We start from the raw sequence: 25,173 nt of genomic DNA on the forward strand, positions 1-25,173 counted from the left end.
AGGGGAAACGGCTCACCTCTCCTTGAACCCGCATTCCGGCGTGTCGTCGGCGTTGCCGTGATACGTCTACGGCAGGAACAGCCTCGGGCCGGCGTGGTGGCGTCGTGCGGTGCCTATCCGATCAGTAGCGCCGCTCCATCCGTCGCTCGTGCCGGTCCATCCTCCGGTCCTGCCGGTTGACCTGCCGGTCCATGCGCCGCTCGTGTCGATCCATCCTGCGATCGTGCCGACGCTCCATGCCGAGGGTCTGCGCCTTGAGGATCAACCCGTCTGCGACGCCGGCCGCCTCGACCGCAGGCCGAGATGTGCCGAAGGGCGCTGCCATCGCGCCGCTTCCCAGGCCGAGCGCGAGGGCTGCGGCGACGGAAAACCCCGCCAACTTCAGATGCGACATCGCCCTCTCCCTCGCTTGGTCGTTGCCGTCAGGACCGACCCTCGCAGTCTTGCGGATTTTTCGTGCGCTGCTTGATCGACGGAGACAATCCGAACGGAATGCGGCGCACGCCATGGCGCGACAGCGCAGCCGGGATCGTCGCGGATCGGAGGCGTCCGGCGGATTGACGGGATCGATCGGGTTCAGGCCCTGACGGACGCCGCGCGCGCCCTGCGGCCTCCGGGGCGACGAGATCCACGCCATCGCTTGCCGGAGCCGCGCTCCTCCCCCTTGCGGGGTGGAGTTGGAGGTGGGGGCGCAGGATGAGGCGGTGCGGTGCCTTCTGCACCGCCCCACCCGTGACCCCTCCCGGCAGGGGGAGGGGATGCGCGCTGCCCTGTCGGAACGGGGTGTCAGACCGAGCGGTGTGGATCCTGAGGCCCGCAGGGGGAGAGGAGCGGCGGGCGTCGGTTCGGAACCGCCACGCCCGGACACCGCTGCGCCGTGCGGACCGCACGAATATCCTCAGCCCTCCTTGAAGCCGTATTCCGGCGTGTCGTCGTCGTTGCCGTAATACTTGTACGGCAGGAACTTGCCCGACATGGTGAGCTTCACCCGGTCGCCCTTGTTGTTGGCCTCGCGGGCCATGTCCATGTTGAAGTCGATCGCCGACATGATGCCGTCGCCGAACTCCTCCTGGATCAGCTCCTTGAAGGTCGTGCCGTAGACCATCACCAGCTCGTAGAACCGGTAGATCAGCGGGTCGGTGGGCGGCAGCGACGGGATCGAGCCGCGGTAGGGCGGCTCGTTGAGCATCCGCTCCTCCGCCTCGGTGAGGCCGAAGAGTTCGGCCGCCCGCTTGGCCTGGGCCTTCGGTAGCTTCATCTGGCCGAGGCACGCGGCGGTGATCAGGAACGGCGACAGGCCGCCGATCGCCTCGTGGATGTGCTTCCAGGTCCAGCCCTTCTCGCGCTTGATGTCGAGAAGCTTCTCGGTGAGGTCCTCGCGCTTCATGGTCGGCTCCTGGGTTTCAATCTGCGATGGGTTCGGTGAGGCCGCGTCGTCCGCGGCCCCACCCACCCCGATGCGGGGTGCGCGTCCGGATCGCGACCGGTGAGGGGATACGGTCGCGACCGGACGCGGACATCCGCCGATCATCGGCCTGGCGTGCTATCGGGAGCGGCGCCGGCCGACGGGCGGACCCCCTCCACGGCGCAAGCGGTATGCCAGCCGCGGAAATTCCGGAATCGCCAGCGCCGGCAGGAGGTTGGCCGGTCTAGGTGAGAATCACGACATCTCGTTGGAAACGAGATATCGTCAGACCATGACGACATATCGTGACACCGGCGAGATGGGCGCGTTCGGAGCAGTCTTCGAGGCGAGCCCGGATCCCATGCTGGTGCTCCTGCCCGAGGAGGACCGGATCGCCGACGCCAACGCGGCGGCGGCGCGTCTCCTCGGTCACGGGCGTCCGGCGCTGCGGCGGGCCCGGGCCAGCGCGCTGTTTCCGGGCCAGCTCGCGGCCCTCACGGCGTTCACCCAGGCCGTCCTGGCAAAAGGGCATTGGTGGACGCGGACCCTGGCGCCCCGCGACGCGGAGGGCCGCGACCTGCGGGTCGAGACCGTGGCCTTCCCGCTTCCGGGCGAACAGATGCGCCTCGTCGTGGCGCTCGCGGATCCGGACGCCCTCCACCGCCGTCAGGTCGACGGCGAGGCCGAGGCCCATATGCGCGCGGGCCTCTCCGAGTGGCAGCGGATGGAGCGGATCTTCCGCGACATCGAGCGGGGCAACCAGCTGATCCTGCGCGCGGCCGGGGAGGGGATCTACGGCGTCAACGCGGAGGGCGTGACCACCTTCGTCAATCCGGCCGCCGCGCGCATGCTCGGCTGCGAGGCCGCCGACCTCGTCGGCCGGGACATGCATGCCGCCGTGCACCACACCCGCGCCGACGGCAGCCACTACCCCCATCGCGACTGCCCGATCTACGCGGCGTTCCGCGACGGGATCGTGCATCAGGTCGATCACGAGGTCTTCTGGCGCGCCGACGGGACGTCCTTCCCGGTCGAGTACACCTCGACGCCGATCCGCGACCGGGGGCGCCTGCTCGGCGCCGTCATCGTGTTCCGCGACATCAGCCAGCGCCGGGAGGCCGAGGCCCGGCTGACGAGCGCGCTCGCCGAGGTCGACTCCCTTCGGGAGCGCCTCGAGCTGGAGAACGCCTACCTCAAGGAGGAAATCCGGGCCGAGCGCCAGCACCAGGGCATCATCGGCCGCTCCCCCGCCATCGCGGCCACGCTGCGCCAAGTCGACCTCGTGGCCGGAACCGACGCCACGGTGCTGATCACCGGCGAATCCGGCACCGGCAAGGAACTCATCGCCCGGGCGATCCACGAGGCGAGCCGCCGCAGCGCCCGCCCGATGATCCGGGTGAACTGCGCGGCGATCCCCCGCGAGCTCTTCGAGAGCGAGTTCTTCGGCCATGTCAGGGGTAGCTTCACCGGGGCGCTGCGCGACCGGATCGGGCGGTTCGAACTCGCCGATGGCGGCACGCTGTTCCTCGACGAGGTCGGCGAGATCCCCCTCGACCTCCAGGGCAAGCTGCTGCGCGTCCTGCAGGAGCGCTCCTTCGAGCGGGTCGGCGAGGCCCGCACCCGCGCGGTGGACGTGCGCGTGGTCGCGGCCACCAATCGGGACCTGCGCGCCGAGGTCCGGGCGGGCCGCTTCCGGGAGGATCTCTACTTCCGCCTCAACGTCTTCCCGATCCAGGCGCGGCCCCTGCGCGAGCGGCCCGAGGACATCCCGCCGATCGCCCTGCACCTGCTCCGGGTCGCCGCGCGCCGCCTCACCGTCCCGGAGCCGCGGCTCTCGGAGGGCGATGTCCGCCGCCTCTGCCGCTATCCCTGGCCCGGCAACGTCCGCGAGCTGGAGAACGTGATCGAGCGGGCGGTGATCCTCTCCGCCGGGGGCCGGCTCCGCCTCGATCTGCCCGACGGCGAGGCGACCGGGCCCACGGACCCGGCCGCACCGGCCGCGGCGCCCGGCGGGCGGCCGGCCACGGAGGCCGAGCGCCGGGCCCGGGATCGCGCCGAGATCGTCGCCGCCCTGTCCCTGGCGGGCGGCCGGGTCTCCGGGCCGGGCGGCGCGGCCGAGCTGCTCGGCCTGCGCCCGACGACGCTCGCCTCGCGGATCAAGGCCCACGGGATCCCGCGCGGCTGATCCGGCAGGTCCTTGATCCGATCTTAAGATCGCTGTGCCAGGGGTCGCTCCGGCCTTCCCCGTCGACGTCGCAGCGCCCCGGCCGATGCAGGATCTCTCCGAGCCCGTCACCCTCCCGGCCGGCGCCGTCCTGTTCGAGGAGGGGGCGATCGGGCACTGTGCCTACCTGATCCTGAGCGGGCGCATCGCGATCTTCCGGCGGCGCGACGGTGGCGAGACGGTGCTCGGCCGGCGGGGCGCCGGCGAGCTCTTCGGCGAGATGGCCATCCTCGACGCCCTCCCGCGCTCCGCCGGCGTCCGCGCCGAGGAGGACTGCGTGCTCGTGCCCGTGGGGGCGGCGCAGATCCGCCAGCGGCTCGCCGGCGCCGATCCGATCCTGCGCCTCTGCCTCGAGGGGCTCATCGCCCGGTTCCGGGAGACCCTGCCGCGCCTCGGACCGGCGGTGGCGGGGAGCCGGCCGGCGGCGCTGTCGCTGGCCGCCCGAGCCGATTTCGACGCGACGGTCGCCGCCCTCGCGCAGGAGCGCGCCTTGCGGCGGGCCCTGGCCCAGGACGAGTTCGCGCTGTTCCTGCAGCCGATCGTGCGGCTCGCCACCGGGCGGCTCGCCGGCTTCGAGGCCCTGATCCGCTGGCACGATCCCGAGCGCGGGCTCGTGCCGCCCGCGGCCTTCATCCCGGCCGCCGAGGCGAGCGGCCTGATCGTCGCCATCACTGCCTGGGTGATCGGCGAGATCGGCCGGATCGTGCCCCCGATCCTGCAGGCCGGTCTGCAGGCCCCCGCCTCCGTCGAAGCCTCCCTGTTCGTCAGCTTCAACGTCACCGCCCAGGACCTCGCCCGGTCGGACATTCCGGGCCTGATCGACGCGATGCTGCGCCGGACCGGTATCGCCCCCGGGGCCCTCAAGCTCGAGATCACCGAGAGCACGCTGATGCAGGATCCGGCCGGCGCCGCCGCCGCCCTCGCGCGCTGCCGCGCGGCCGGCCTCGGCATCGCGGTGGACGATTTCGGCACGGGCTATTCCTCGCTCAGTCATCTCAGCGCCCTGCCGATCACCACGCTGAAGGTCGACCGGGCCTTCGTCCGGGCGATGCTGGCGGAGCCGCGCGATCGCCGGATCGTCCAGACCATCCTGCGGCTCGCCGAGGAGATCGGGGTCGCGGCGGTCGCGGAGGGCATCGAGGGCCGCGCCGAGGCGGAGGCCCTGGCGGCGATGGGCTGCGCCCTGGGCCAGGGCTACCATTTCGGCCGCCCGATGCCGCAGGCCGATGCCCTTGCGGCGGCGGCTGCCTGGGATGCCCTGCGCTGGCGGTGCGGGCCGGCCGAATTGGCCGATTCCGGGCGGCAGGGGTCCCACGGCGCCCAGATCTGAGGGAGTCCGGGCCTCGGCGGCGACGTTTGCCGCCTCCGCGAGCGTGGTTTCGATGCACCGGGCCGGCGGGAAGCGCGCGGCTCCGGGCGGAAACGCTTGCATCCGGTGCGTGTTTTCGGACCATGCGTCTTCGGGTCTCGGAGGCGGGCTTTGGGCGGAGACGAGCGGGACGGGCAGATGGCCGATGGGGCGGCAGGCGCATCCGCGCGGCCGGTGCCCTGGGAATTCGTGCTGCCGGACGAGACGGCCACGGAGGATCTCGGCCTGTTCCTCTCCGAGTTTCTGCTCCCCGGCGACGTCGTCGCCCTGTCGGGTGGCCTCGGCGGCGGCAAGACCACGCTCGCCCGCGCGGTGATCCGCGAACTCGCCGGCGACGCGCAGCTGGAGGTTCCGAGCCCGACCTTCACGCTGATCCAGCCCTATGCGGCCCGGGATGGTCGGCCGATCATCCATGCCGACCTCTACCGGCTGCGTGACCCGGACGAATTGGTAGAACTCGGCTTCGACGAGATGGCCGAGGGCGCGATCACCCTGGTCGAGTGGCCGGACCGGATGCCGCCCCGCGACGGTCCGGTGCTGACCGTCGACCTGTCCCTGCGGGCGGAGTTCGGCCCCGAGGCGCGGCTCGCCCGGATCGACGGCACCGGCGGCATGCGCGCCCGCCTCGATCGGGCCCGGGCGGTGCGCCGCCTCCTCGACCGCAGCGGGTGGGACATCGCCGAGCGGACGCTGATGCAGGGAGACGCCTCCTCCCGCGCCTACGAGCGCCTGACCAAGCCCGACGGCACCAGCGCCGTGCTGATGATCGCGCCGCCTCGGCCGGACGGGCCCCCGGTGCGGGACGGCAAGCCCTACAGCGCGATCGTGCACCTCGCCGAGAGCGTCCACGCCTTCGTGGCCCTGGACCGCGGCCTGCGGGCGCTCGGCCTCTCGGCGCCCAAAATCTACGGCGAGGACCTCGCCGAGGGCCTGCTGATCCTCGAGGATCTCGGCAGCGAGCCGGTGATCGAGGGGGGCGCCCCGCGGCCCGAGCGCTACGCCGAGGCCGTGCGCGTGCTCGCCAAGCTCCACGCCAACCCGCTCCCCTCGGCCCTGCCGGTGGAGGACGGGATCGAGCACGTGCTGCCGCCCTATGACATGGAGGCGCTGCTGTTCGAGGCGGAACTGATGCCCGAATGGTACGCGCCGGCGATCCGGAACGTCAGCCTGACGGCGGAGGCGCGGGCGGCGTTCGTCGACCTGTGGCGGGAGGCGCTTCAGGGCGCGATCCCGGACCGGCCGACCTGGACCCTGCGCGACTACCACTCCCCGAACCTGATCTGGCTGCCCGAGCGCGACGGGCTGGAGCGGGTCGGGCTGATCGACTTCCAGGACGCCGTGATGGGCCACCCGGCCTACGACGTCGCGTCGCTGCTGCAGGATGCCCGGGTCGATTCCAGCGCCGAGTTCGAGCTGCGGCTGCTCGGCCTCTACGCCCGCGAGCGCCGCGGCCGGGACCCGGCCTTCGATGTCGGGGCCTTCGCCACCGCCTACGCGCTGCTTGCGGCCCAGCGGGCCACGAAGATCCTCGGCATCTTCGCGCGCCTGGACCGGCGCGACGGCAAGCCCGGTTATCTCGCCCATCTGCCGCGGATCGAGGGTTATCTCGCCCGCAACCTCGCCCATCCGGCGCTCGCCGGACTGCGGGCGTGGCACGCGGATCATTTGCCGGGCCTCGTCGCTCCGGCTCCCGAACCCTGACCATCGGATTCCCGACCGCATGAGCGAGCCCGCCCCCGCCGTCAGCCGCGCCTTCGTCCTGGCCGCGGGCCTGGGCAAGCGCATGCGGCCGGTGACCGCCACGGTGCCGAAGCCCCTGGTGGAGGTCGCCGGCAAGGCTCTGCTCGATCACGCCCTGGACCGGGTCGCCGAGGCCGGAATCGGGACCGCGGTCGTCAACGTCCACTATCTCGCCGACCTGATCGAGGGGCATCTTGCGGGCCGGACCGAGGGGCCGGCCACGCTCGTGTCCGACGAGCGTGGAGCGTTGCTGGAGACGGGCGGTGGCATCCGCAAGGCCTTGCCGCTGCTGGGCGCGGGGCCGTTCGTGGTGCTGAACTCGGATTCGTTCTGGCTCGAGGGGCCGGCCTCCAACCTGCGCCGGTTGATCGAGAGCTGGGATGGGGACCGCATGGATGGCCTGTTGCTGGTGGCCCCCACCGCCACCAGCCTCGGCTACGAAGGGGCCGGTGACTTCGTGATGGACCCGGACGGGCGCCTGGAGCGGCGCGGCGAGCGTGAGGTGGCGCCCTTCATCTACGCGGGCGTGGCGATCCTCACGCCGAGCCTGTTCGCGGACACGCCGACGGGCGCCTTCTCCCTCAACCTGCTGTTCGACCGGGCGATCGCGGCGGGGCGGCTTTTCGGGATGCGGCTCGACGGCCAGTGGCTGCATGTCGGAACGCCCGAGGCGATCCGGGCCGCCGAGGAGCGCGTGCGGGCGAGCGCGCGGACTCCGTAGGTCCGGGGGAGCGAAGCGCGACGCATGGGCCGAGCAAGTCGTTGTCCAAAGTGTCTTGCCAAGCCGGATCCGAGCCTCTAGAAGCCCCTTCACACCGGCGGGCCAAGACCCCGCCGCCGTGTCAGGCGCCCGTAGCTCAGCTGGATAGAGCACCAGACTACGAATCTGGGGGTCAGAGGTTCGAATCCTTTCGGGCGCGCCATCACCTAGCTAGATTTCAAGACATTCCCGAACGCACCGGGGTAACGCTGTGGGTAACAGTGGAACCACGCGGTAACGGCGGACGCCTGCACCGGATGCGCGATCAGCGTTCGTGACGTCGGGACATGATCCGGCAAAGCTCGCTTGCTACTGCCGAGCTTGTCGGTGGCCTAAGCCCCCACTGACCTTCCACGCTCGCCTCGCCACACCTCCGACCGTAGCGGGCGGGCGTGGATGCCAGGGAGATCGCGCAATGCGACTCCTCCTTTGGCCGCTGGCTTGCCCTCGTTCTGAAGCGAGAGTCCGTCGATCAGGGGACGGACGATGAAGACCAGCCGGTTCAGCGAAGCGCAGAGCATCGGATCCTGAAGGAGCAGCAGGCCGGATTGCCGGTTGTTGAGATCTGCCGCCGTCGCGGCATCGGCGACGCGACGTTCTACACGTGGTGCTCGCGCTGGGGCGGCACGGAGGTCTCGGATGCGCGCCGGCTGAAGGCGCTCGACGAGGAGAGCCGTAAGCGCAAGACGCTCTTGGTCGAGGCGAGGCTCGACGTGGCCACGCTGCGCGAGGCTCTGGAGAAAACCTTCTGACGTCCAGTGCACGCAGCAGAGCGGCTTCGTCGAGGCCCTCAACGGCCGCTTGCGCGACGAGTGGTTGAGCGAGCAGCTGTTCCGGAGCCTGCCGGCGGCTCGGAGCATGGCCGAGGTGTGGCGGGCAGACTGCAACACCTGCCGCCCTCACACGAGCTTCGGCGGGCTCAACCCCGAACGCATCTGCAACCCGGTCCGAGCACGACCAGAACCGGAACGGGCTCCGGTTACGAACGAGGGCAAACAGGGGGCAAGGTCCCCCATCAGGAAGCGATCAAACTCCGCAGCCCTCGAACGTCGGTGAGGTTTTCAAGGTCGTTGAGACGCGCGATCAGCGCGTCGGCGCGCGGCACACCGAGCACCGGCGTGATGAGGTCGCGCACCTTCGCGTTCACCCGCTCCGTATTCAGGGGGTTCTCCTTGGTCCCGGGCGGAAACTTCGTGAAATGTTCCAGCCTCCTCCCGTCGGTGAGGGTCACCTCGACCCGCGCGCTGCGCGGGGCCTCCCGCGTCATCAGGCCGGGATCGCCCACCACCTCAACCTTCTCGCGTGCGGACCGAATCGAAGGATTCTGCATCAGGCTCGCATCATGGCTGTCCGTGAAGGAGACGGCTCCTCTCACAAGCGCCAGGGCGACGAGATGCTGGCAGTTCACATCCGGCATGGCGCTGTGCCCGACGATGCCAACCGCGTCGGTCGGCAGGTGCACGACGATCCGCTGCACATCTGCGGCGCGCAGGCCGTGGCGCTCGCGCAAGGTCAAGATTGCATCGAGGGGCGACTGGATCGGATACCCGACCGAGAAGGTCTTGATCGCGGTTTCCGTGATGAAATACCGGCTTCCGAGCCCATCCAGCATCGCTTCGGGCTTGGGGTCGGTCGAGAGCGCGATGAACAGATTGTGCGTGCCGTCGAGGACGTCGGCGACGCCAGTCAGGCCGGCCTGGACCATCGTGACCGCGGTGACGCCGTTGCGGGCGCCCATCCCGGCGAAGTCGAAGGCCTTCTCGATATGGTCCTCGTCCTTGACCCAGCTCCAGAGCCCAGAGACCTGCTGGGCCGCATAGGAGAGCGCGAAGCGCGTGCGCCGCTCGTCGAGGCGGGCGAGCGCGGCCGCTGCGCCCAGGGCCCCGAAGGTGGAACTCGTTCCCTCGGCGCTCCGGTGGGAGCCCCGGACGAGATCCGGCCCGAGCGCCAGGAGGAGACGGCAGCACAGATCGTAGCCGAGAACGACGGCGCGGATCATGTCCTGACCCGAGCGGCCCTCCTTCTCAGCCATCGCGAGAGCCGCCGGCACGGTGGCCGAGCCGGGATGCGCTTTGGTGACAGGCTCGAAATCGTCCGTCTCGTCGGCATGGGCGCACATGGCGTTGGCGAGGGCCGCGTTGATCGCGGTGGTGCGCAGATCCGAGGCCACGACGGTGGCCTGATCGAAGCTGCCGAGGCTGCGGACATAGGCCGTCGCCATCTCGCCTGGCCGCATGTGAGCGCCGGAGATCATGGCGCCGAACGTGTCGAGGATGCGGTGCTTGCAGGCCAGCACGACATCCGGCGGAAGCGGCCTGTCGCGTGCCTCGACCATGTAGCGGGCGAGCCGTCCGGTGATCTCCGCCCCGGCCGGGGCCGCCCGGGCCGGCACGGCGGCGGTGGCGAGGAGGCCGCCCGCCGCCTGCAGAATCCTTCTCCGGCTCGTTCCGCGTGCCGCGGTGTCCTGGGCCATGCCGTGCTGCTCCCTGAGCCCTGCCGTGGGCAGCGTGGCCCTCATGCGTCGGTTCGAGCGAGATGGTGCGTCACGGCGTGACCGTCTGCCCGGCCGGGCGCAACGGGGCGCGGGTCCCGGGCGCCCGGGTCACCGTGCAGATCCGCGCCGGCGGTCTCCGGGAGAAGAAGGGTCGCGCAGAAGGCGACGCCGTAGGCGCACAGGGCGCAGGCGCCCATCGCGGTGCCGAGCGGCAGGCTGGCCGCCAGGATGCCGACCGTGGCGGGCACCACCGAGCCGAACCCGCGTCCGCCACCGAGGCAAAAGCCCTGGCCGCTCGCCCGGATCGACGTGGGGAACAGCTCCGCGAAGGTCGGCAGCATGCCGGCGGCCAGGGCGCCCTGGAACGCGCCCAGGAAGAAGCTCAGCACGATCGTGGTGCCGAGGCCGATCGGCGCGAGCAGGAGGATCGCGACGTTGCCCGATTGCAGGACGAGGAACGTCATGAAGGCGGGACGGCGGCCGATCCGGTCCGACAGCCAGCCGTAGAGCAGCGGGCCGACGAGGGAGCCCAGGATGTTCATCGCGAGATAGCCGGTGCTCGACTTGATCGAGAGGCCGAGGGCCGTCCGCAGATAGGTCGGCAGCCACGTGATCATCACGTAGGCGCCCCCGAAGATGCCGGTGGACATCACCGCTGCCGCGAAGGTGCGGCGCAGATGCCGGCCCGTGAAGATCGTCCAGACCGGCGGCGACACCGCGCCGTCGGATTGCGCGGCCTTTGCCTGCGTGTAGATGCCGGATTCCGGCACGAGCCGGCGGATGAAGAAGACGAGGCCGGCCGGCACGATGCCGAGGGCGAAGAACACCCTCCAGCCCATCTCCTCCGAGAAGAGCGCGGCGATGACCGGCAGAAGGCTGACCGAGATCGCGTAGCCGACCGCGTAGCTGCTCTGGACAGAGGCCGCGACCCGGCCCCGAAGGCCCGGCCTGATGACCTCACTGATCAGCACCCCGCCAACGGCCGCCTCGCCGCCATAGCCGACGCCCTGCAGGAACCGGACGGCGGCGAGCGACCAGAAATCGCTCATGAACGCGGCGAGGCAGGTGAAGCCGGCCACCATCAGGATGGTGAGCTGGAGAATCCGGACCCGGCCGATTCGGTCGGCCAGGATGCCGGCGGCCCAGCCGCCGACCGCGGCGCCCGCGAGGGAGGCAGTGGCGAGGTAGCCGGCCTCGGCCTGCGTGAGGCCGAGCGTTGCGATGAGGGCCGGAATGACGAGCGCGTAGATCGTCGTGTCCATGGCATCGAGGCCGAAGCCCGCGAAGCAGGCCCAGTAGGTTCGCCGCTCCGTATCGTCGAGGTCGTGGTACCAGCCGAGCTTCATCATGGTGCGTTTCCTCCTGGCACGACGGATCGTGCCCTGCGCCGCCTCTTTCGGGCGGTCTGCCGGGCGCCCGGGTACGGGGGGCGTCAGTCCTGCGGATCGTCGACGTATTCCAGGCCGGCGGCCGCGAGGGTCTCGCGCATCCGGTAGAGGTCGAGGCCGAGTTCGCCCGCGGCGAGGCGGGCGCGCTTCGCCTCCTCGTTGGCGGTCCGGGCGTCGGCCTTCTCCGCCACCGCGGCCGCGTCGGCGCAAGGCACGACCACGACGCCGTCGTCGTCCGCCACGATCGCATCGCCCGGCCGGACCAGGGCGCCGGCGCAGACCACCGGGACGTTCACGCTGCCGAGGGTCGCCTTCACGGTGCCCCTGGCCGAGATCGCGCGCGACCAGACCGGGAAGCCCATCTGCTTGAGGGTCCGCACGTCGCGGCAGCCCGCGTCGATGACGAGGCCGATCCCGCCGCGGGCCTTCAGCGAGGTGGCGAGGAGATCGCCGAACATGCCGTCGGTGTTGTCGGTGGTGCAGGCGACGACGAGGACATCCCCCGGCCGGCACTGCTCGATGGCGACGTGCAGCATCCAGTTGTCGCCGGGCTGGGCGAGCACCGTGACGGCCCTGCCGGCGATGGCAGCACCTTCCCAGATCGGACGCATGTACGGCTTCAGCAGGCCCGTGCGTCCCTGGGCCTCGTGCACGGTGGAGACGCCATGCCCGGCGAGCCGCTGCGCAACCTCGGGCGCGAGGCGCGGAATGTTGCGGACGACGACGTTCCTCATGACAGCACCTCCGCCGCCATCGGGAAGAGCCGCTGGTAGGCCTCGCCGTACGTCATCGCCGTGCCGGAGTTCCGGCCGCCCTGGACGCCGCGGTTGAGGGCGACGCGCTCGTAATAATCCCAGAGGTGGCGCTGGGCGGCGAGCACCCGGAAGGCCCGCTGCTTCGTCGCCCAGACGGAATCGATGTTGAGGATCACCTGGGGCTTGAAGTTGCACTGCTCGGGCTGGTGCGGCTCGAACAGGAAGACCGGCGGCGCGCTGTAGCGGCGCTCGTGGTCCGGCTTATGGCCGGCGGCCTGTGCGATGACCCGCGCTTCCTGGGCGAGATGGGCGGCGACCGGATGGTCGAAGTTGTAGGGATCCTCCAGCGCGTGCGTCAGCACGAAGGCCGGATTCAACTCGCGGTAGACATCAACCAAGCGGTCGAGCTCGGCCTCGCCCACGCGCAGGGGATAATCGCCGACGTCGAAGAACTCGATTTCGGCGCCGAGGATCGCGGCGGCCTCCTCCGCCTCGGCACGCCGCTGCGCCTTCACATCCTCCAGGCGCACGCCGGCCGACTTCCAGGCCCACTGGCTCTCGCCGCGCTCACCGTAAGAGAGGCAAACGATCTTGAGGCGGTAGCCCTTCGCTGCGTGGAGCGCGATGGCCCCGCCTGCCCGCCAGACGAAATCGCCGGGGTGGGCGGTCACCACGAGACCTGACTTGGGAACTGAAGTCATGGCCGTCGGTGTCCTCCCTCATTCCAGCGGCGAGGCAGGACCTGCGCGCTGTCTTCAGGATCGATGACTAGTAAACGCCCATGTATGAGACAAATGAAATGATTGCAGTTTTTATTGCATAAAATCGATAGATGGGTGCGATCCCACGGCCCGCCGTCCCCGCTCAGACCGTCTGAAAATACTCGCGGAAGATCCGCGCCAGACGTTCGGCCGGCGACGACAGCGTGTGGCCGCGGCGAGTGACGATGCCGATCGTGCGCGAGATGCTGGGCCCTCGCAGCGGCACGGCGACGAGGTCGCTGCCGGGTGCCGTCTGGAAGGCAAGGCGCGGGACCACGGTGATGCCGAGGCCGCCGAGCACGAGGCCGATCGCCGTGGCGACGCGGTGAACCTCGTATGTCCAGCCCATCTCGGCATAGCGCCCGCCGAGCCCGGCCGCGATGAGCAGGTTGTTGCCGGTCTGCTCGCCGATCTTGACCAAGCGCTCGTCGCGCAGATCGCTCCATGTAACCGCTTTTTCCCCCGCGAACCGATGACCGGCACGACAGACGAGCACGAAGGGCTCCTGATGGATCGGAGCGATGTCGAGGTCGTAGTGCTGGGCGGACATGATGGTAACGCCGAACTCCGCCTCGCCCGCCCGCACGCGCTCCACGATGGCAGTCGCCGAATGGTCCAGAATGCGTACGAGCACCCCTGGGTCGCGCTGGCCGAAGCGCTGCAGGATGAGGGGCAGGTGAGAACTCGCGATGGTTGGCAGGCACCCGATGCGGACGAGGTCCTGGCTCTCGCGCCCCTGCGCGCGCAGCTTTCCGAAGATCTGGGACAACTCCTCGACGATGCGCTGAGCGCTCGGCAGCAGGTCGACACCGGCGGGGGTCAAGGTGACCTGGCGCGTCGTGCGGGCGACGAGCTTCACCCCGAGTTCGTCCTCCAGCTTCTTGAGGCGATGGCTCAAGGCGGCCTGGGACAGGTTGAGACTGGCCGCCGCTCGGTTGAAGCTTCCCCAGTTGGCGATGCTGAGAAAGGCCTGGAGCCCCAGGAAGTCCACGCGCTCCATCGTGCCCTACGTCCCACGCGCGACCGCGCTGTCCATCGTGCGGAGTGACATGCTTGCGGCTCGGCGAGAAGCTGCCCCTGTCCGCACGCTCGGGACCGGATCATGCGGCCAAGCCCATCGCACGGGTACGATGCCGCGTTTGCGCATCGGCGGAGACACTGGCCCATTCGCTGCACCGGCGATCGGTGGGTAAGGCCCTGCGGATGACAGCTGTGCCGGCGTTCAAGCCGGTCTGATTTCCGCGTCAGACCTTTGCTTCGCATCAGAGCTTTGCGACGCAGGCATTGGCGCTGGAGCGCTTCCGCTCCGGTCGGCCGTGCGCCGCCTCGTCGGGGCTGACATCGCTGCAGGACTGCAGGGGCGGCCGGGCGACCGCGGCCTGCGCCGCCTGTCCGACCTGGCCGTGCCCGCGGGCATCGTACTCGCCCACTACGTGCCGCCGGACAGAGCGGGCGATTGACCGATCTTCCACTGGAACGGGGGCTCGGTGCCGTTCACGGCGAAATCCCCGACGATGCGGTCCTTGTAGATCCGCGGATTGTGGGACGCGATCGTCCGGGCGTTGCGCCAGTGTCGGTCCAGCGCGAGACCGGACCGGGTGGCCGACGCGCCCAGGGCGTCGAACAGGATCGTTCCTGCGTCCAGGACGAGTCCGGTGAGAACGCTCTGGGCCTGCGCCAACTCGATCTCCGCCCTCACGTTGATCGCATGGGCTTCCTCCTCCCGCACAGCACCGATGCGGGCGTCGTAGGCGCGCTGGACGGCCTCCGCAGCCCGCAGGGTGATGGCGCCGGCGGCATAGGCGAGGCCGTGGACCCGCCCGACCACCTGGAGCACCTGCGGATCGGAACTCGGCCGGGCCCCCGCCGCATGGGAATAGGTCCGGTTGCGGTCGCGGACGGCGCTCGTCACCTCCGTGGCCGCGGCCCGGGCGATGCCGGTGAGGGTGGCGAGATGGACGGCCTGAAAGAAGGCCGGCCCGTAGGAGAACCGCGAGGCGGTCGGAAGCGGATCCCCTAGAACGTCGGCATCGTCGAAGACGGTCGAACCGCTGGCCGTGAGCCGCTGGCCGAAGCCGTCCCAATCGTCGACGATCTCGAGGCCCGGTCCTTTCGCCGCGACGATGGCGGAGGTCTCTTCGCCATCAGGACCAGTGCCGACCACGTCGATCCAGTCCGCGAAGAGAGAGCCGGTCGTGTAGAATTTCCGACCCGTCACGCCCCACCCCGCACCGCTGCGATGGATGCGGGTTTCGAACACGCCGACTTTGGCCGGGCCGGTCTCGGACCACGCTCCCCCGAACAGGTCGCCCGCCGTCAGACGCTGGATCCACCGCGCGCGGCGCTCGTCTTTCGGGCTGCCGACGGTGTCCTCCGCGAAGCCGAAATGATTTCGCAACGCCTGAGGCAGGTTGGAATCGGCCTCGGCCAACTCGGCGAGGAGCGCGAACAGGTCCGGCAGGCTCGCCCCGAACCCCCCCTCGGCCTCGGGGACCCGAAGGGCACCGAATTTCGCGTCCCGCAACGCGGCGAAGGCCGGATAGGGAAGGTCTCGGTTCCGTTCCCGTTCGATGGCGCCCTCGCGGATTTGGGCAAAGAGCGGCCGAAATCGCCCCGCGAGGGCCTCGTAGCGCGGGCTCGGCGCGACCCCCCAATGGGCAGATCCCTGTCGTTCCGAAGCAGTCATGGCGGTCTCGTGTCCTCCGGATGCGATGGAAGCCGGGCGCGGGTCAGTGGCGTGTCGGCGTGGCGCCCGGCTCACCGAGGTAGAGAGCGTCGAGCCGGCCGCTGGCCGAGAGGTCGCGGCCATTCCCGGTCGCGACGACGCGCCCGTTCTCGAGCACGACCGCGCGGTGGGCGTGCTCCAGGACGAGGTGAGCGCTCTGCTCGGCGATGAGGAGGCTCAGCCCCTCTTCGCGGTTCAGGCGAGCGAGGCTCTCGAAGATCTCGGCGACGACGCGGGGGGCGAGGCCCATGGAGGGCTCGTCCAGCAGGAGCAGCTTCGGACGCGTCATCAGGGCGCGGCCGATGGCCACCATCTGCTGCTCGCCTCCCGAGGTCAGTCCCGCCCGCGTATGCCGGCGCTCCCTGAGCCGTGGGAACCACGCGTAGATCCGCTCCAGATCGCGGGCGAGTTGCGCTCGGCTCGGTCGGCGGAGATAGCCGCCGATCTCCAGGTTCGTCTCGACCGTGAGCTGGCCGAAGACGTGCCGGCCTTCGAGCACCTGCACCAAGCCCCTTCGGACGAGGCTGGCCGGATCGAGCCGCGCGGTCGCTTCCCCCTGCCAGCGGACGTGGCCGCGGCGAAGTGAGCCGCGCTGCGCATCGAGCAGGTTCGAGATCGCCCTGAGCGTCGTGGTCTTCCCGGCGCCGTTCGCGCCGAGCAACGCCACGATCTCTCCCGCACCGAGGGAAAGGGAGACGTCCCTCAGCGCCAGGATGGCGTTCCCGTAGACGGCCTCGATGCCGTCCACCTCGAGAAACGCAGCCGGCGCCGTCATTTCGCAATCGCCTCGGCGGTTTCCTCGCTGCGGGGCGTGATGCCCTTCTCCCGGGCATAGGCCGCGGCGCGCTCGTAGATGCGCGGAAGGAGCAGGTCCCGGTCGGACTTCACCCAGCCGTGGCTGACCGCCGCCCATTGCGTGCCGTCCCACTGCAGCACCTTGCCGGCGCCGCCTCCCTCATGGTCCTTCACCGAGAGACGGAGGGGCTGCACCAGCCCTTCCGCGCCCAGCGCCTTCAGGCGGGGCTCGTCGAGGACGAGGTGCTCCAGGCCCCATTGCCCTTGTGCGCCGTCGATCGGCTTGCGGCCAAAGCGCCCCTGCGCCGTCCGGATGGCCTCGACGGCGATGATCGCTTCGATCACGCCGGAATTGTAGTAGACCGATCCGAAGCTCTTCGGGTCCTTCAGGTCGCTCAGGCCCTTGTCGACGATGGCGGCCTTGATCTTCTTGAGGATCTCGAAGTCCTGCCCCGCCGGGAACGGTGTGATGGCGCGATATCCCTTCCCGACGCTGCCGGCCGGGCGCACGTCTTCCTCGGAGCCCGACCAGATCCCGCCGATGATGTGATCGACGGGGAAACCCGTCTTGGCGGCGGTCTTGATCGCCACCGGCGTCATCACGCCCCATCCCCGCAGGAACACCCAATCCGGCTTGATCTGCCGGATCCGCGCCCATTGCGCGGACTGGTCGTTGCCGGGATGCGGCACCGCGATCTGGATATTCTCGAAGCCGTAGGTCTTGGCCAGAAGGTCGAGGGGGATCTGCGTCTCCTTCCCATACGGGCTGTCGTGGTAGACGGTGGCGATCTTCAGGCCCTTGAGCTTGTCCTTCCCGCCCACTTGCTCGGCGATATAGTTGATTGCCGAGGAGGCCTCGCTCCAGAAGCTGAACAGAACCGTGAAGCTGTAGGGAAACACGCGGCCGTCGATGGCCTCCGTTCGGCCGTAGCCGGTGGTCACGAGGGGGATCTTGTCGGCCACCGACTTCTCGGTGAGCGCCTTCGAGACCGGATCGCCGTGGGGCAGGAAGAGGGGCACGGGCGAGCCGTCACGGCCGCCTTTCACCCGCTCGTAGCACTCCACGCCCTTCTCGACCGCCCATTCGGTCTCGCACTCGTCCCAGAACAGCTTGACGCCGTTGATGCCGCCTTCGACCTCGTTGATGTAGCGAAGATAATCGATGGTCCCGGCCCAGACGGGAATGCCAGACGAGGCGTAGGCGCCCACGCGGAATGTTGGGAGCGGGAAGTATTGCCGGGCCGCGTCTCCGGCCGGGGCCGTGGTGACCGTGCCGGTTCCGAGAAGGGCGGCCAGCGCAACGATGCGCATGGTCCGTGCGAGGCGGGTCATCTGTCTTCTCCGAGAGGGTCAGGTCGGTGGGCCAGACGGCGCAGGCGGTCTACGAGGCTCCCGAGGAGCGCGGCGAGGCCGTTCGGCTCCTTGATCAGGAAGCCGATGATGAGGGCGCCGAAGACGACGCGCTGGAGATTGGCGATCTGCCCGCCGTCGAGGCCCGTTCCCAGGATCGTGCCGGACAGGTGCGAGAGCAGGATCGGCGTGAGCACGATGAACGCTGCGCCGAGGAAGCTTCCCGACAGGCTGCCCAGACCGCCGACGATGATGATGAACATCGCCTGGAACGAGCGATCGAGATCGAAGCTTCGGGCATCGACCGTGCCGAGATAGGCGAAGGCCCAGAGTGCGCCGGCCACGCCGCTCACGGCAGCCCCGACGAAGAAGGCCGACAGCTTCGCTCGGGATACCGGGACGCCGATGATCGCGGCAGCCGTCTCGCCGTCGCGTACGGCGCGCCAGTCGCGGCCGGTCCGACTCCGCACCAGCCGCCACGCCACGGCCGTGACGACGACGACGCTCGCGAGCGTCAAGGCGTAACGCCCGGCCGGGCTCGACAGATCGCGGCCGAGCAAGGCCAGATGGGGGGCCGAGATCGCGCTCGACGTGGCGTAGTTCGAGAACCAGCCGACCTGATTGAATGTCCACGCGATCAGGAACTGCGCCGCCAAAGTCGGCGCCACGAGGTAGAACCCCCTGATCCGCAGGCTCGGCAGGCCGACGACGAGGCCGACGAGGCCGGCGATCAGCCCTCCACCGAGCAGGCTGAAGGGCAGCGGGAGCACCGGCACCCTGAGCAGGAGGTTGTAGGTTGCGTACGCGCCGACCGCCATGAAGGCGCCCGTGCCGAGGGACGCTTGGCCCGCGAAGCCCATGGTCAGGTTCAGGCCGAGGCCCGCCAGCGCCATGATCAGGAACGGAATCAGGATCGCGTTGTACCAGTAGTCGTCCGCGACGACCGGCACCGCCACGGCGGCGATGGCAAGGGCGGCGAGAATGCCCGCTGCCCGGATCGGTGAACCGGCCGGCGTGGACGTCGCGGCGAGGGCGCGGCCGTCGAGGGCCGCGGCGGCGGGAGGCATCGCGTCAGACCCTTTCGATCGGCCGCTCGCCGAACAATCCGGCCGGCCGTACCAGCAGGAAGGCGACCGCAAGCCCGTAGGCGAACCACGTGGAGACGGATCCGCCGAGGAGCGGCCCGAGATAGATCTCGGCCAGGGCGTCGCCCGCCCCGACGATGAGGCCGCCGACGATGGCGCCGGTGATCGAGGTGAATCCGCCGATGATGAGCACCGGCAGCGCCTTCAGCACCACGAAGGTCAGAGAGAACTGGACGCCCTGCCGTGCGCCCCAGAGCAGTCCCGCCACCAGCGCGACGAACCCGGCCACGGCCCAGACGGCCGCCCAGAGTGCCGGAAGCCGGATTCCCACGGACAGCGCGGCCTGTGGATCGTCCGCGACGGCGCGCAGGGATTTGCCGACCCGGGTGCGTTCGAAGAACAGGGCGAGACCCAGGACCAGCGCGCCGGCACTGGCGGCGGCCACCAGATCGAACGAGCTGACCTGGATCGGTCCGAGCGCGACCGGAAGGTCGGCGATCCCGAGGTCGAGTTCGTGGACGCGCGCGTCCATGAGAAACTGCGAGCCGCCCTCGATGATGTAGGACAGGCCGAGCGTCGCCATGAACAGGGTGACCTGCGAGCGGTTGACCAGCGGGCGCAGCGCCACCCGCTCGACCGCCACGGCGAGCGTCACCATGATCGCCAAGGCGACGAGACCGGCGAGCCAGAACGGAAGTCCCTTCTCCGTCAGGGTCACGAAGGTCAGCGCAGCGCAGAGCACCATCGAGCCCTGCGCGAAGTTGAACACGCCGGACGCCTTGTAGATCAGCACGAAGCCGATCGCGACGAGGGCATACATCACGCCCGCGAGCACTCCGCCCACGAGCGTCTCCAGGAAGAAGCTCATCGCGCGGTCCTCACTGCGGCTTGCCGAGATAGGCGGCGATGACGGCCGGATCGCTGCGGACCTGGGACGGTGGGCCGTCCCCGACCTTGCGCCCGTAATCGAGGACGACGACGTGGTCGGAGAGACCTAGGACCACGCCGATATCGTGCTCGATCAGGACGATCGTCGTCCCGAGGGTGTCGCGCGCGGACCTGATGAAACGCGCCATGGCCCGCTTCTCCTCGCCGTTCATCCCGGCCATGGGCTCGTCGAGAAGCAGGAGCTTGGGTTTCGCGATCAGCGCCCGCCCGAGATCGACGCGCTTCTGAAGGCCGTAGGGAAGGGTCGAGACGAGGCGGTCGCGGTGGGCGGCGAGATCGAGGAAACCGAGGATCTCGTCGGCTGCAGCGAGAAATCCGCGCCTCTCCGCGCGCGCGCGCGGCAGGCCCAGGGCATCGTCGAGGAGCGTCGTCCGGCTCTTGCGCGACAGGCCGGCGAGAACGTTGTCGCGCACGCTCAGGCCGCCGAACAGGGCCGCGTGCTGGAAGGTCCGCCCGATGCCCCGCCGCGCGGCCGTGACCGGACGGATCTGTCCCAGGCGGCCGCCGTCGAACACGATCGCCCCGCCATCGGCGCGATAGACGCCGTTGAGGATGTTGAGGACCGAACTCTTTCCCGCGCCGTTCGGACCGATCAGGGCGCAGATCTCGCCGCGCGTCACCGAGAAGCTCAACGCGTCGAGCGCCTTCAGGCCTCTGAAGGAGAGTGAGACGTCCAAGACGTCGAGAAGAGGTTCGGGCATCGCCGCCCTCACTCGGCCGCCGCAAGGCCCGCGGCCTCGCGCGCCTTCACGGCTTCGATGTCCCGGTAGCCGTGAGCCGGATGGGACTCGGGCAAGTAGGCGCCGCGTCCGAACAGTTTCTCGCGCAGGGTCCCGGGCCTGTACGCCTTCGGATAGACACCGCGACGCTGCAGTTCCGGCACCAGCAGGTTGACCGTATCCTCGAAGGTCTCGGGCGTGACCGCATAGGCGAGGTTGAAGCCGTCGACCCCGGTCTCCTCGACCCATTCCTGCAGGATGTCGGCGACGGTCGTCGGCGAGCCGACGAAGACCGGCCCGATTCCGCCGATGCCGCCCCACCGGGCCAACTCGGCGATCGACCAGGGTTTCTCGTCCGCCGTGAAGGTCTCGACCATCGAGACGATGGCGTTGGTCTCGACCTTCTTCACGAGATCGGTCGGTGCGTATTGCCCGAAGTCGATCCCGCTCCAGCCCGACATGAAGACGAGCGCGCCGTCGTAGGATGCGTAGTTTTGATAGTCCTCGAACGTCCTCTGCGCGGCTTCGTCGGTCTCGGCGACGATCACGGTCGTGAGGTTGTAGATCAGGATGTCCTCGGCCGACCGCCCCGCGGCGACGGCCTTGGCGCGGACATCGGAGACATAGGCCCTGAGCATCGCCTTGAGGGGCGCGGCCACGAAGACGCATTCGGCATGCGTTGCCGCGAAGGCCTTGCCGGGGCCCGACGCGCCGGCTTGGTAGAGCACGGGTGTGCGCTGCGGTGAGGGCTCGCTGAGATGATAGCCGGGGACCGTGAAGTGCCGCCCGCGGTGGCCGATCTCATGGACCTTCGACGGGTCCGTGAAGATCCGCCTATCCCGGTCCCGCAGGACCGCCCCATCCTCCCAACTCCCCTCGAAGAGCTTGTAGAGAACTTCGACGTATTCCGACGCGACCTCGTAGCGGTTGTCATGGCGCTGCAGGCCGCTCTGGCCGACATTCCTGGCTCCGCTCTCCAGGTAGGACGTGACGATGTTCCATCCGATCCTGCCCTTGGTGTGGTGATCCGCCGTCGAGAGGCGCCTTGCAAAGGTGTAGGGGTGCTCGAAGGACGTGGATGCAGTGATGCCGATCCCGAGATGGTCCGTGGCGAGGGCGATCGGCGCGGCCAGCTGCAGCGGATCGTTCACGGGGATCTGGGCCGCCTGCTCGAGGGCGTGCCAGTTGGAGCCCTTGTAGACATCGTAGTATCCGACGACATCCGCGATGAAGACACCGTCGAAGATGCCACGCTCCAAAGTCCGAGCGAGATCCTGCCAGTATTCCAAGTCCTTGTATCGCCACGAACGGTCTCGCGGGTGGGCCCAGAGGCCGGGCGATTGATGGCCGACGCAATTCATGGCGAAGGCGTTGAAGCGAATGGTCTGGCCGGGCATGGCAGCGCGTCGCAGTCGGTGTGGTGAGGGCGGGAAGGTCGGGCGGTTCAGCCCGGAGCGAGGCCGAAGATCGCCGCCAGCGGGACGATCCGCGTGGCGCCAACGTCAACGCCGTCTTTCGAGCGATTGGCCGCGTACGGATTCCAGTACGGATCACCGTTCACGACGTACTGGACCACCGGCTCGAAGAAGATACCGTTCCCGACGGCAAGATGAGCGTGGACCTCGAAGACGAGCTTGTCGCGAGAACAGGCGCTGCCGGTGCCTCCTGAGATCAGGTTGGCCTGACAACCCCGCCGCAGCCAGCGAGGCCGTGTCGGGCGCCCGCGGCCCATGCCATTTGACGCCGCCATGGGGAGCGCCGCCGATCGCGCCGGCATCCGTCTGCGGGCCCGCCTCGCCCGTGACGGTCTCGACGGCGCTCGGCGACAGGGCCTCGGCGGAGAGAGGGGCAAGGAGTGCGAGACAGCCTCGCCGAACCCCGAGCCGGGATGGGACTCTGCGAGAGATGGCGGAAGGTGCAAACTGCATCGGCGAGTCGTCTCGGTATAGCAAGGACATCCGAAGTGATGCCCCAGTAAATAATCATATTGTTTATATTTTTTCGGGGAAAGATCGCTTGTGTCCCCTGAGGCAAAGAACTTATGCGCAAACGATATCGTCGTTCAAGAAAATAGAATGCCATTTTACTTGAGGTGACGAGGCTAAGATTCCGCTTCGTCGAGGGCGGGTGGAAGGACTCTTCGATTGGCCTGCAGCGCCTCGGATCTGCGCACCGGACGCACTGGGGGCGAGGTTCGGCCGGTTGGAATGTTGTTCGTGTGACTTGCTTCGTCGGCGAGCGGCGTTGCGTCGGGGGCGCAGATCCTCGCTTGAGCCGCCACTTTTCGATCGCGGCGCGTTCAGCGCGCTACCGGTCCGGCCGGTGAAGCGCACGACCCTCGACCTGGAACGATGTCCATGTTTCCTGATTTCGAGATCCCTAAATATTCGCCCGTCTCAAGTGCAGTTCTGTTCGGCTGGTTCAGAAGCACCTTGAGGCTGCTGCCGAAGAGCCGGCACTTGGATTTTGGCCCTGGCAGCAAGCGTGACCAGTCTCGACCTTGGCCCCGACGGAACGGACCGTGCATGCCATCGTCGTGTGACCGCGCGGCACAAAGCCATTCTGCTCGATCTTCGACGCTGCCGTCCTGTCCTTGGGCGACAGGCGTCACCATGGGACAGGTTCGCGTTGCGCAGAGGTGCCCGCCCGCAACGATCCGTGGGGCATATTGGCTGGTCTCGGTTGGCTGCCGTTGTCATGCGCGCAAGCCGGCGCACGCCGTCATGTCGCGTGCCGCTTTCGGGCACTGCCTTGGGGGACTTGGACGACCCAAATGGGCGCGCATCCGTCGACCGACACGATCCGGGCGAACGGGCGAACTTACGGATTCGGCCGCCGAAAGCCGATGGGCAGGAAAGCACCCAACCCAGTCATTCTGAAGCGCCCACGATCCGGCGGTCATGGCCGGAAGCAGAATTCCCGCTTTGTGAACCTTATACTTGGGACGCGGACCTTTCATCGTTCCGCGATGGATTGCTTCCATGCCTGACCGGCGCGTGCCCATGGCGGAACCGTCAAGGGGGGGCTCGCAACGGTCGAGATCGCGAGGCCCCGCAGGAGTAGCGCTAGGTCGCGGGCGACATCGCCGCCGCGGGCGCGGACTTGCGGTCCATCGCCGAGACCACGAACGCCGTGAGGAATGCCAATGGCATCGTCACGATCGTGGGCGGATCGATCGGGAAGATCGGTGCGGCGTTTCCGAGCACCTTCACCCAGACCGGCGGGCCGAGAACCGTCAGGACGGTCGCGCCGACGAGCCCGGTCACCCCTCCCGCGATGGCGCCCCGGGTCGTCAGGCCGCTCCAGTACAGCGCCAGGATCAGCAGCGGCAGGGTCGAACTGCAGCTGACCGCGTAGGCGAGGCTGATCATGTAGGCGACGTTCTGGGTCTGGAAGGCGATGCCGAGCAGTACCGAGATGATGCCGAGGCCGACCGTGGCGAGCCGCGAGGCGCGGATTTCGCTGCGCTCCGTTGCCCGGCCCCGGCCGATGATGCGGGCGTAGAGATCGTGCGAAACCGCCGAGGCTCCCGTCAGCGTCAGTCCTGCGACCACCGCCAGGATCGTGGCGAACGCCACGGCGGAGACGAGGCCCATGAGCGTGTCGCCACCCAAGGCGTGCGACAGATGGACGGTGGCCATGTTGCCGCCGCCGCGGATGGCGCCCTTGGCGTCGAGATAGGCCGGGTCCCCGCCTATGATGGCCAGCGCTCCGAAGCCGATGACGAAGATGAGGGCGAAGAAGCCGCTCTGGCACATCACCGCCCAGAACACCGACACGCGGGCGGCACGGGTATCCGGGACGGTGAAGAAGCGCATCAGGACATGCGGCAGGCCTGCCGCCCCGAGCATCAGGGTCATGCCAAGGGAGATCGACTGCCACACGCTGCCCGAATAGACCTGGGGCATCATCATGGCCGCGTGCTTCGGATGCACCGCAATGGCCTGGGCGATGAGGCTATCGTAGTCGAATCCGAAGCGCGCCAGGATGAGCAGCGAGATCGCGACGCCGGCGGCGAGCAGCAGCGTCGCCTTGACGATCTGCACCCAAGTCGTCGCCACCATGCCGCCGAACATCACGTAGCAGATCATCAGCGCGCCCACGAGGATCTGCGCGTAGAGATAGTCCAGCCCGAAAAGCAGCCGGATCAACTGTCCCGCCCCGACCATCTGGGCGATGAGGTAAAACATCACGATGACGAGGGTGGCGATGGCAGTAAAGATGCGGATCGGCGTTTCCGACAGGCGCGTCGCGAGGACGTCGGCCACCGTGTAGCGGCCGAGCTTCCTCAATCTCTCGGCCACCAGGAAGACGACGAAGGGCAGGCCGGTCGCGTAGCCGACGGCGAAGATCAGGCCGTCGAAGCCGGAGGAGCAGATCAACCCGGCGAGGCCGAGGAGCGCGCCGGCCGATATCATGTCACCGGCCAGCGCGATGCCATTCTGGAAGCCGGAGATCTGGCCCCCGGCGGCATAGAACTGATCGGCGGATTGAGCGCGCCGGGCCGCCCAGTAGGTGATGCCCAGCGTCACGATGACGATGCCGACGAACATTCCGATCGCCGCGGCGTTCAGGCCGCCGCCGGGATCGCCCGCGAGCGCCGGGGCGGTCGCGCCCAGGAGCAGCAGGGTGGCCAATAGGGATCTTCGCATGGG

At 69.1% G+C, this 25,173-nt stretch carries 21 protein-coding genes, 1 tRNA gene and 2 pseudogenes; 7 read left to right on the forward strand and 17 right to left on the reverse strand.

The annotated features are described in order from the left end of the window. Positions 1–121 precede the first annotated feature (121 nt). Together MCBMB27_RS30410 and cynS are read right to left on the reverse strand one after the other, a co-directional pair. Entirely contained in the window at positions 122–637 is a 516-nt protein-coding gene (locus MCBMB27_RS30410; RefSeq protein ID WP_139231560.1) for a hypothetical protein, read from the reverse strand. A 261-nt stretch (positions 638–898) separates the two neighbouring features. Then, entirely contained in the window at positions 899–1,387 is a 489-nt protein-coding gene (gene cynS, locus MCBMB27_RS19670) for a cyanase (protein ID WP_051044981.1), read from the reverse strand. Positions 1,388–1,724: 337 nt separating this feature from the next. On the opposite strand from cynS, the gene MCBMB27_RS19675 reads away from it, so the two are divergent. The 7 genes and pseudogenes from MCBMB27_RS19675 to MCBMB27_RS31095 all read left to right on the forward strand — a co-directional run bounded on the left by MCBMB27_RS19675 (position 1,725) and on the right by MCBMB27_RS31095 (position 8,554). Continuing rightward, positions 1,725–3,590, forward strand: a complete 1,866-nt coding sequence (locus MCBMB27_RS19675; RefSeq protein WP_075382039.1) for a sigma-54 interaction domain-containing protein — start codon at positions 1,725–1,727, stop codon at positions 3,588–3,590. Positions 3,591–3,675: 85 nt separating this feature from the next. Further along, on the forward strand, positions 3,676–4,959 hold the full coding sequence (locus tag MCBMB27_RS19680; protein WP_075382040.1) for an EAL domain-containing protein: 1,284 nt from the start codon (positions 3,676–3,678) through the stop codon (positions 4,957–4,959). A 177-nt stretch (positions 4,960–5,136) separates the two neighbouring features. Next, positions 5,137–6,699, forward strand: coding sequence for a tRNA (adenosine(37)-N6)-threonylcarbamoyltransferase complex ATPase subunit type 1 TsaE (tsaE, locus tag MCBMB27_RS19685; protein WP_075381097.1), 1,563 nt, complete (start codon positions 5,137–5,139; stop codon positions 6,697–6,699). 19 nt (positions 6,700–6,718) lie between these two features. Next, on the forward strand, positions 6,719–7,459 hold the full coding sequence (locus MCBMB27_RS19690) for a nucleotidyltransferase family protein (RefSeq protein WP_043379300.1): 741 nt from the start codon (positions 6,719–6,721) through the stop codon (positions 7,457–7,459). Positions 7,460–7,584: 125 nt separating this feature from the next. Then, positions 7,585–7,661: transfer RNA gene (locus MCBMB27_RS19695), tRNA-Arg, on the forward strand. 323 nt (positions 7,662–7,984) lie between these two features. Then, a pseudogene (locus MCBMB27_RS31090) lies at positions 7,985–8,279 on the forward strand (transposase); the annotation flags it as partial. A gap of 35 nt (positions 8,280–8,314) precedes the next feature. Then, positions 8,315–8,554, forward strand: coding sequence for an integrase core domain-containing protein (locus MCBMB27_RS31095; RefSeq protein ID WP_460021879.1), 240 nt, complete (start codon positions 8,315–8,317; stop codon positions 8,552–8,554). Here the strand turns inward: MCBMB27_RS31095 and MCBMB27_RS19710 are convergent. The 15 genes and pseudogenes from MCBMB27_RS19710 to MCBMB27_RS19775 all read right to left on the reverse strand — a co-directional run bounded on the left by MCBMB27_RS19710 (position 8,514) and on the right by MCBMB27_RS19775 (position 25,170). Continuing rightward, entirely contained in the window at positions 8,514–9,971 is a 1,458-nt protein-coding gene (locus tag MCBMB27_RS19710; RefSeq protein ID WP_075381098.1) for an MmgE/PrpD family protein, read from the reverse strand. The two genes, MCBMB27_RS31095 and MCBMB27_RS19710, sit on opposite strands and share 41 nt — an antisense overlap. 41 nt (positions 9,972–10,012) lie before the next feature. Then, on the reverse strand, positions 10,013–11,341 hold the full coding sequence (locus MCBMB27_RS19715) for an MFS transporter (protein ID WP_236952751.1): 1,329 nt from the start codon (positions 11,339–11,341) through the stop codon (positions 10,013–10,015). 83 nt (positions 11,342–11,424) lie between these two features. Further along, positions 11,425–12,114, reverse strand: coding sequence for a 4-carboxy-4-hydroxy-2-oxoadipate aldolase/oxaloacetate decarboxylase (locus MCBMB27_RS19720; RefSeq protein WP_043379263.1), 690 nt, complete (start codon positions 12,112–12,114; stop codon positions 11,425–11,427). Further along, positions 12,111–12,836, reverse strand: coding sequence for a PIG-L deacetylase family protein (locus tag MCBMB27_RS19725; RefSeq protein WP_075381099.1), 726 nt, complete (start codon positions 12,834–12,836; stop codon positions 12,111–12,113). Before MCBMB27_RS19725 ends, MCBMB27_RS19720 begins: the two co-directional genes overlap by 4 nt. A gap of 163 nt (positions 12,837–12,999) precedes the next feature. Beyond that, positions 13,000–13,896, reverse strand: a complete 897-nt coding sequence (locus MCBMB27_RS19730) for a LysR family transcriptional regulator (protein WP_043379259.1) — start codon at positions 13,894–13,896, stop codon at positions 13,000–13,002. A gap of 262 nt (positions 13,897–14,158) precedes the next feature. Further along, entirely contained in the window at positions 14,159–14,326 is a 168-nt protein-coding gene (locus tag MCBMB27_RS29705; RefSeq protein WP_159020355.1) for a hypothetical protein, read from the reverse strand. After that, positions 14,326–15,582 carry an acyl-CoA dehydrogenase family protein gene (locus tag MCBMB27_RS19735; RefSeq protein ID WP_075381100.1) on the reverse strand — a complete coding sequence of 419 codons (1,257 nt, stop codon included), beginning with the start codon at positions 15,580–15,582 and terminating at the stop codon, positions 14,326–14,328. The genes MCBMB27_RS29705 and MCBMB27_RS19735 overlap by 1 nt, the downstream gene beginning before the upstream one ends. Before the next feature lie 43 nt (positions 15,583–15,625). Further along, complete coding sequence (locus MCBMB27_RS19740) at positions 15,626–16,396, reverse strand: ABC transporter ATP-binding protein (RefSeq protein ID WP_075381101.1); 771 nt, start codon at positions 16,394–16,396, stop codon at positions 15,626–15,628. Further along, the gene (locus MCBMB27_RS19745; protein ID WP_075381102.1) at positions 16,393–17,748 is read right to left on the reverse strand and encodes an ABC transporter substrate-binding protein; all 1,356 of its coding nucleotides are present in this window, start codon (positions 17,746–17,748) and stop codon (positions 16,393–16,395) included. Before MCBMB27_RS19745 ends, MCBMB27_RS19740 begins: the two co-directional genes overlap by 4 nt. After that, positions 17,745–18,833, reverse strand: a complete 1,089-nt coding sequence (locus MCBMB27_RS19750; protein ID WP_043379245.1) for a branched-chain amino acid ABC transporter permease — start codon at positions 18,831–18,833, stop codon at positions 17,745–17,747. The genes MCBMB27_RS19745 and MCBMB27_RS19750 overlap by 4 nt, the downstream gene beginning before the upstream one ends. Positions 18,834–18,837: 4 nt before the next feature. Continuing rightward, a complete protein-coding gene (locus MCBMB27_RS19755) occupies positions 18,838–19,719 on the reverse strand; it encodes a branched-chain amino acid ABC transporter permease (protein ID WP_075381103.1) in 882 nt (293 codons plus the stop codon). Positions 19,720–19,729: 10 nt separating this feature from the next. Beyond that, positions 19,730–20,500: an ABC transporter ATP-binding protein gene (locus MCBMB27_RS19760; protein ID WP_075381104.1), complete on the reverse strand. Its 771-nt coding sequence runs from the start codon at positions 20,498–20,500 to the stop codon at positions 19,730–19,732. Positions 20,501–20,508: 8 nt separating this feature from the next. After that, positions 20,509–21,915, reverse strand: a complete 1,407-nt coding sequence (locus tag MCBMB27_RS19765; protein ID WP_075381105.1) for an LLM class flavin-dependent oxidoreductase — start codon at positions 21,913–21,915, stop codon at positions 20,509–20,511. A 47-nt stretch (positions 21,916–21,962) separates the two neighbouring features. Then, a pseudogene (locus MCBMB27_RS19770) lies at positions 21,963–22,199 on the reverse strand (carbohydrate porin); the annotation flags it as partial. 1,384 nt (positions 22,200–23,583) lie between these two features. Then, positions 23,584–25,170, reverse strand: a complete 1,587-nt coding sequence (locus MCBMB27_RS19775) for a sodium:solute symporter family transporter (RefSeq protein ID WP_075381107.1) — start codon at positions 25,168–25,170, stop codon at positions 23,584–23,586. Between the last annotated feature and the right edge of the window lie 3 nt (positions 25,171–25,173).

Source organism: Methylobacterium phyllosphaerae (genome assembly GCF_001936175.1).
GTDB lineage: Bacteria > Pseudomonadota > Alphaproteobacteria > Rhizobiales > Beijerinckiaceae > Methylobacterium > Methylobacterium fujisawaense.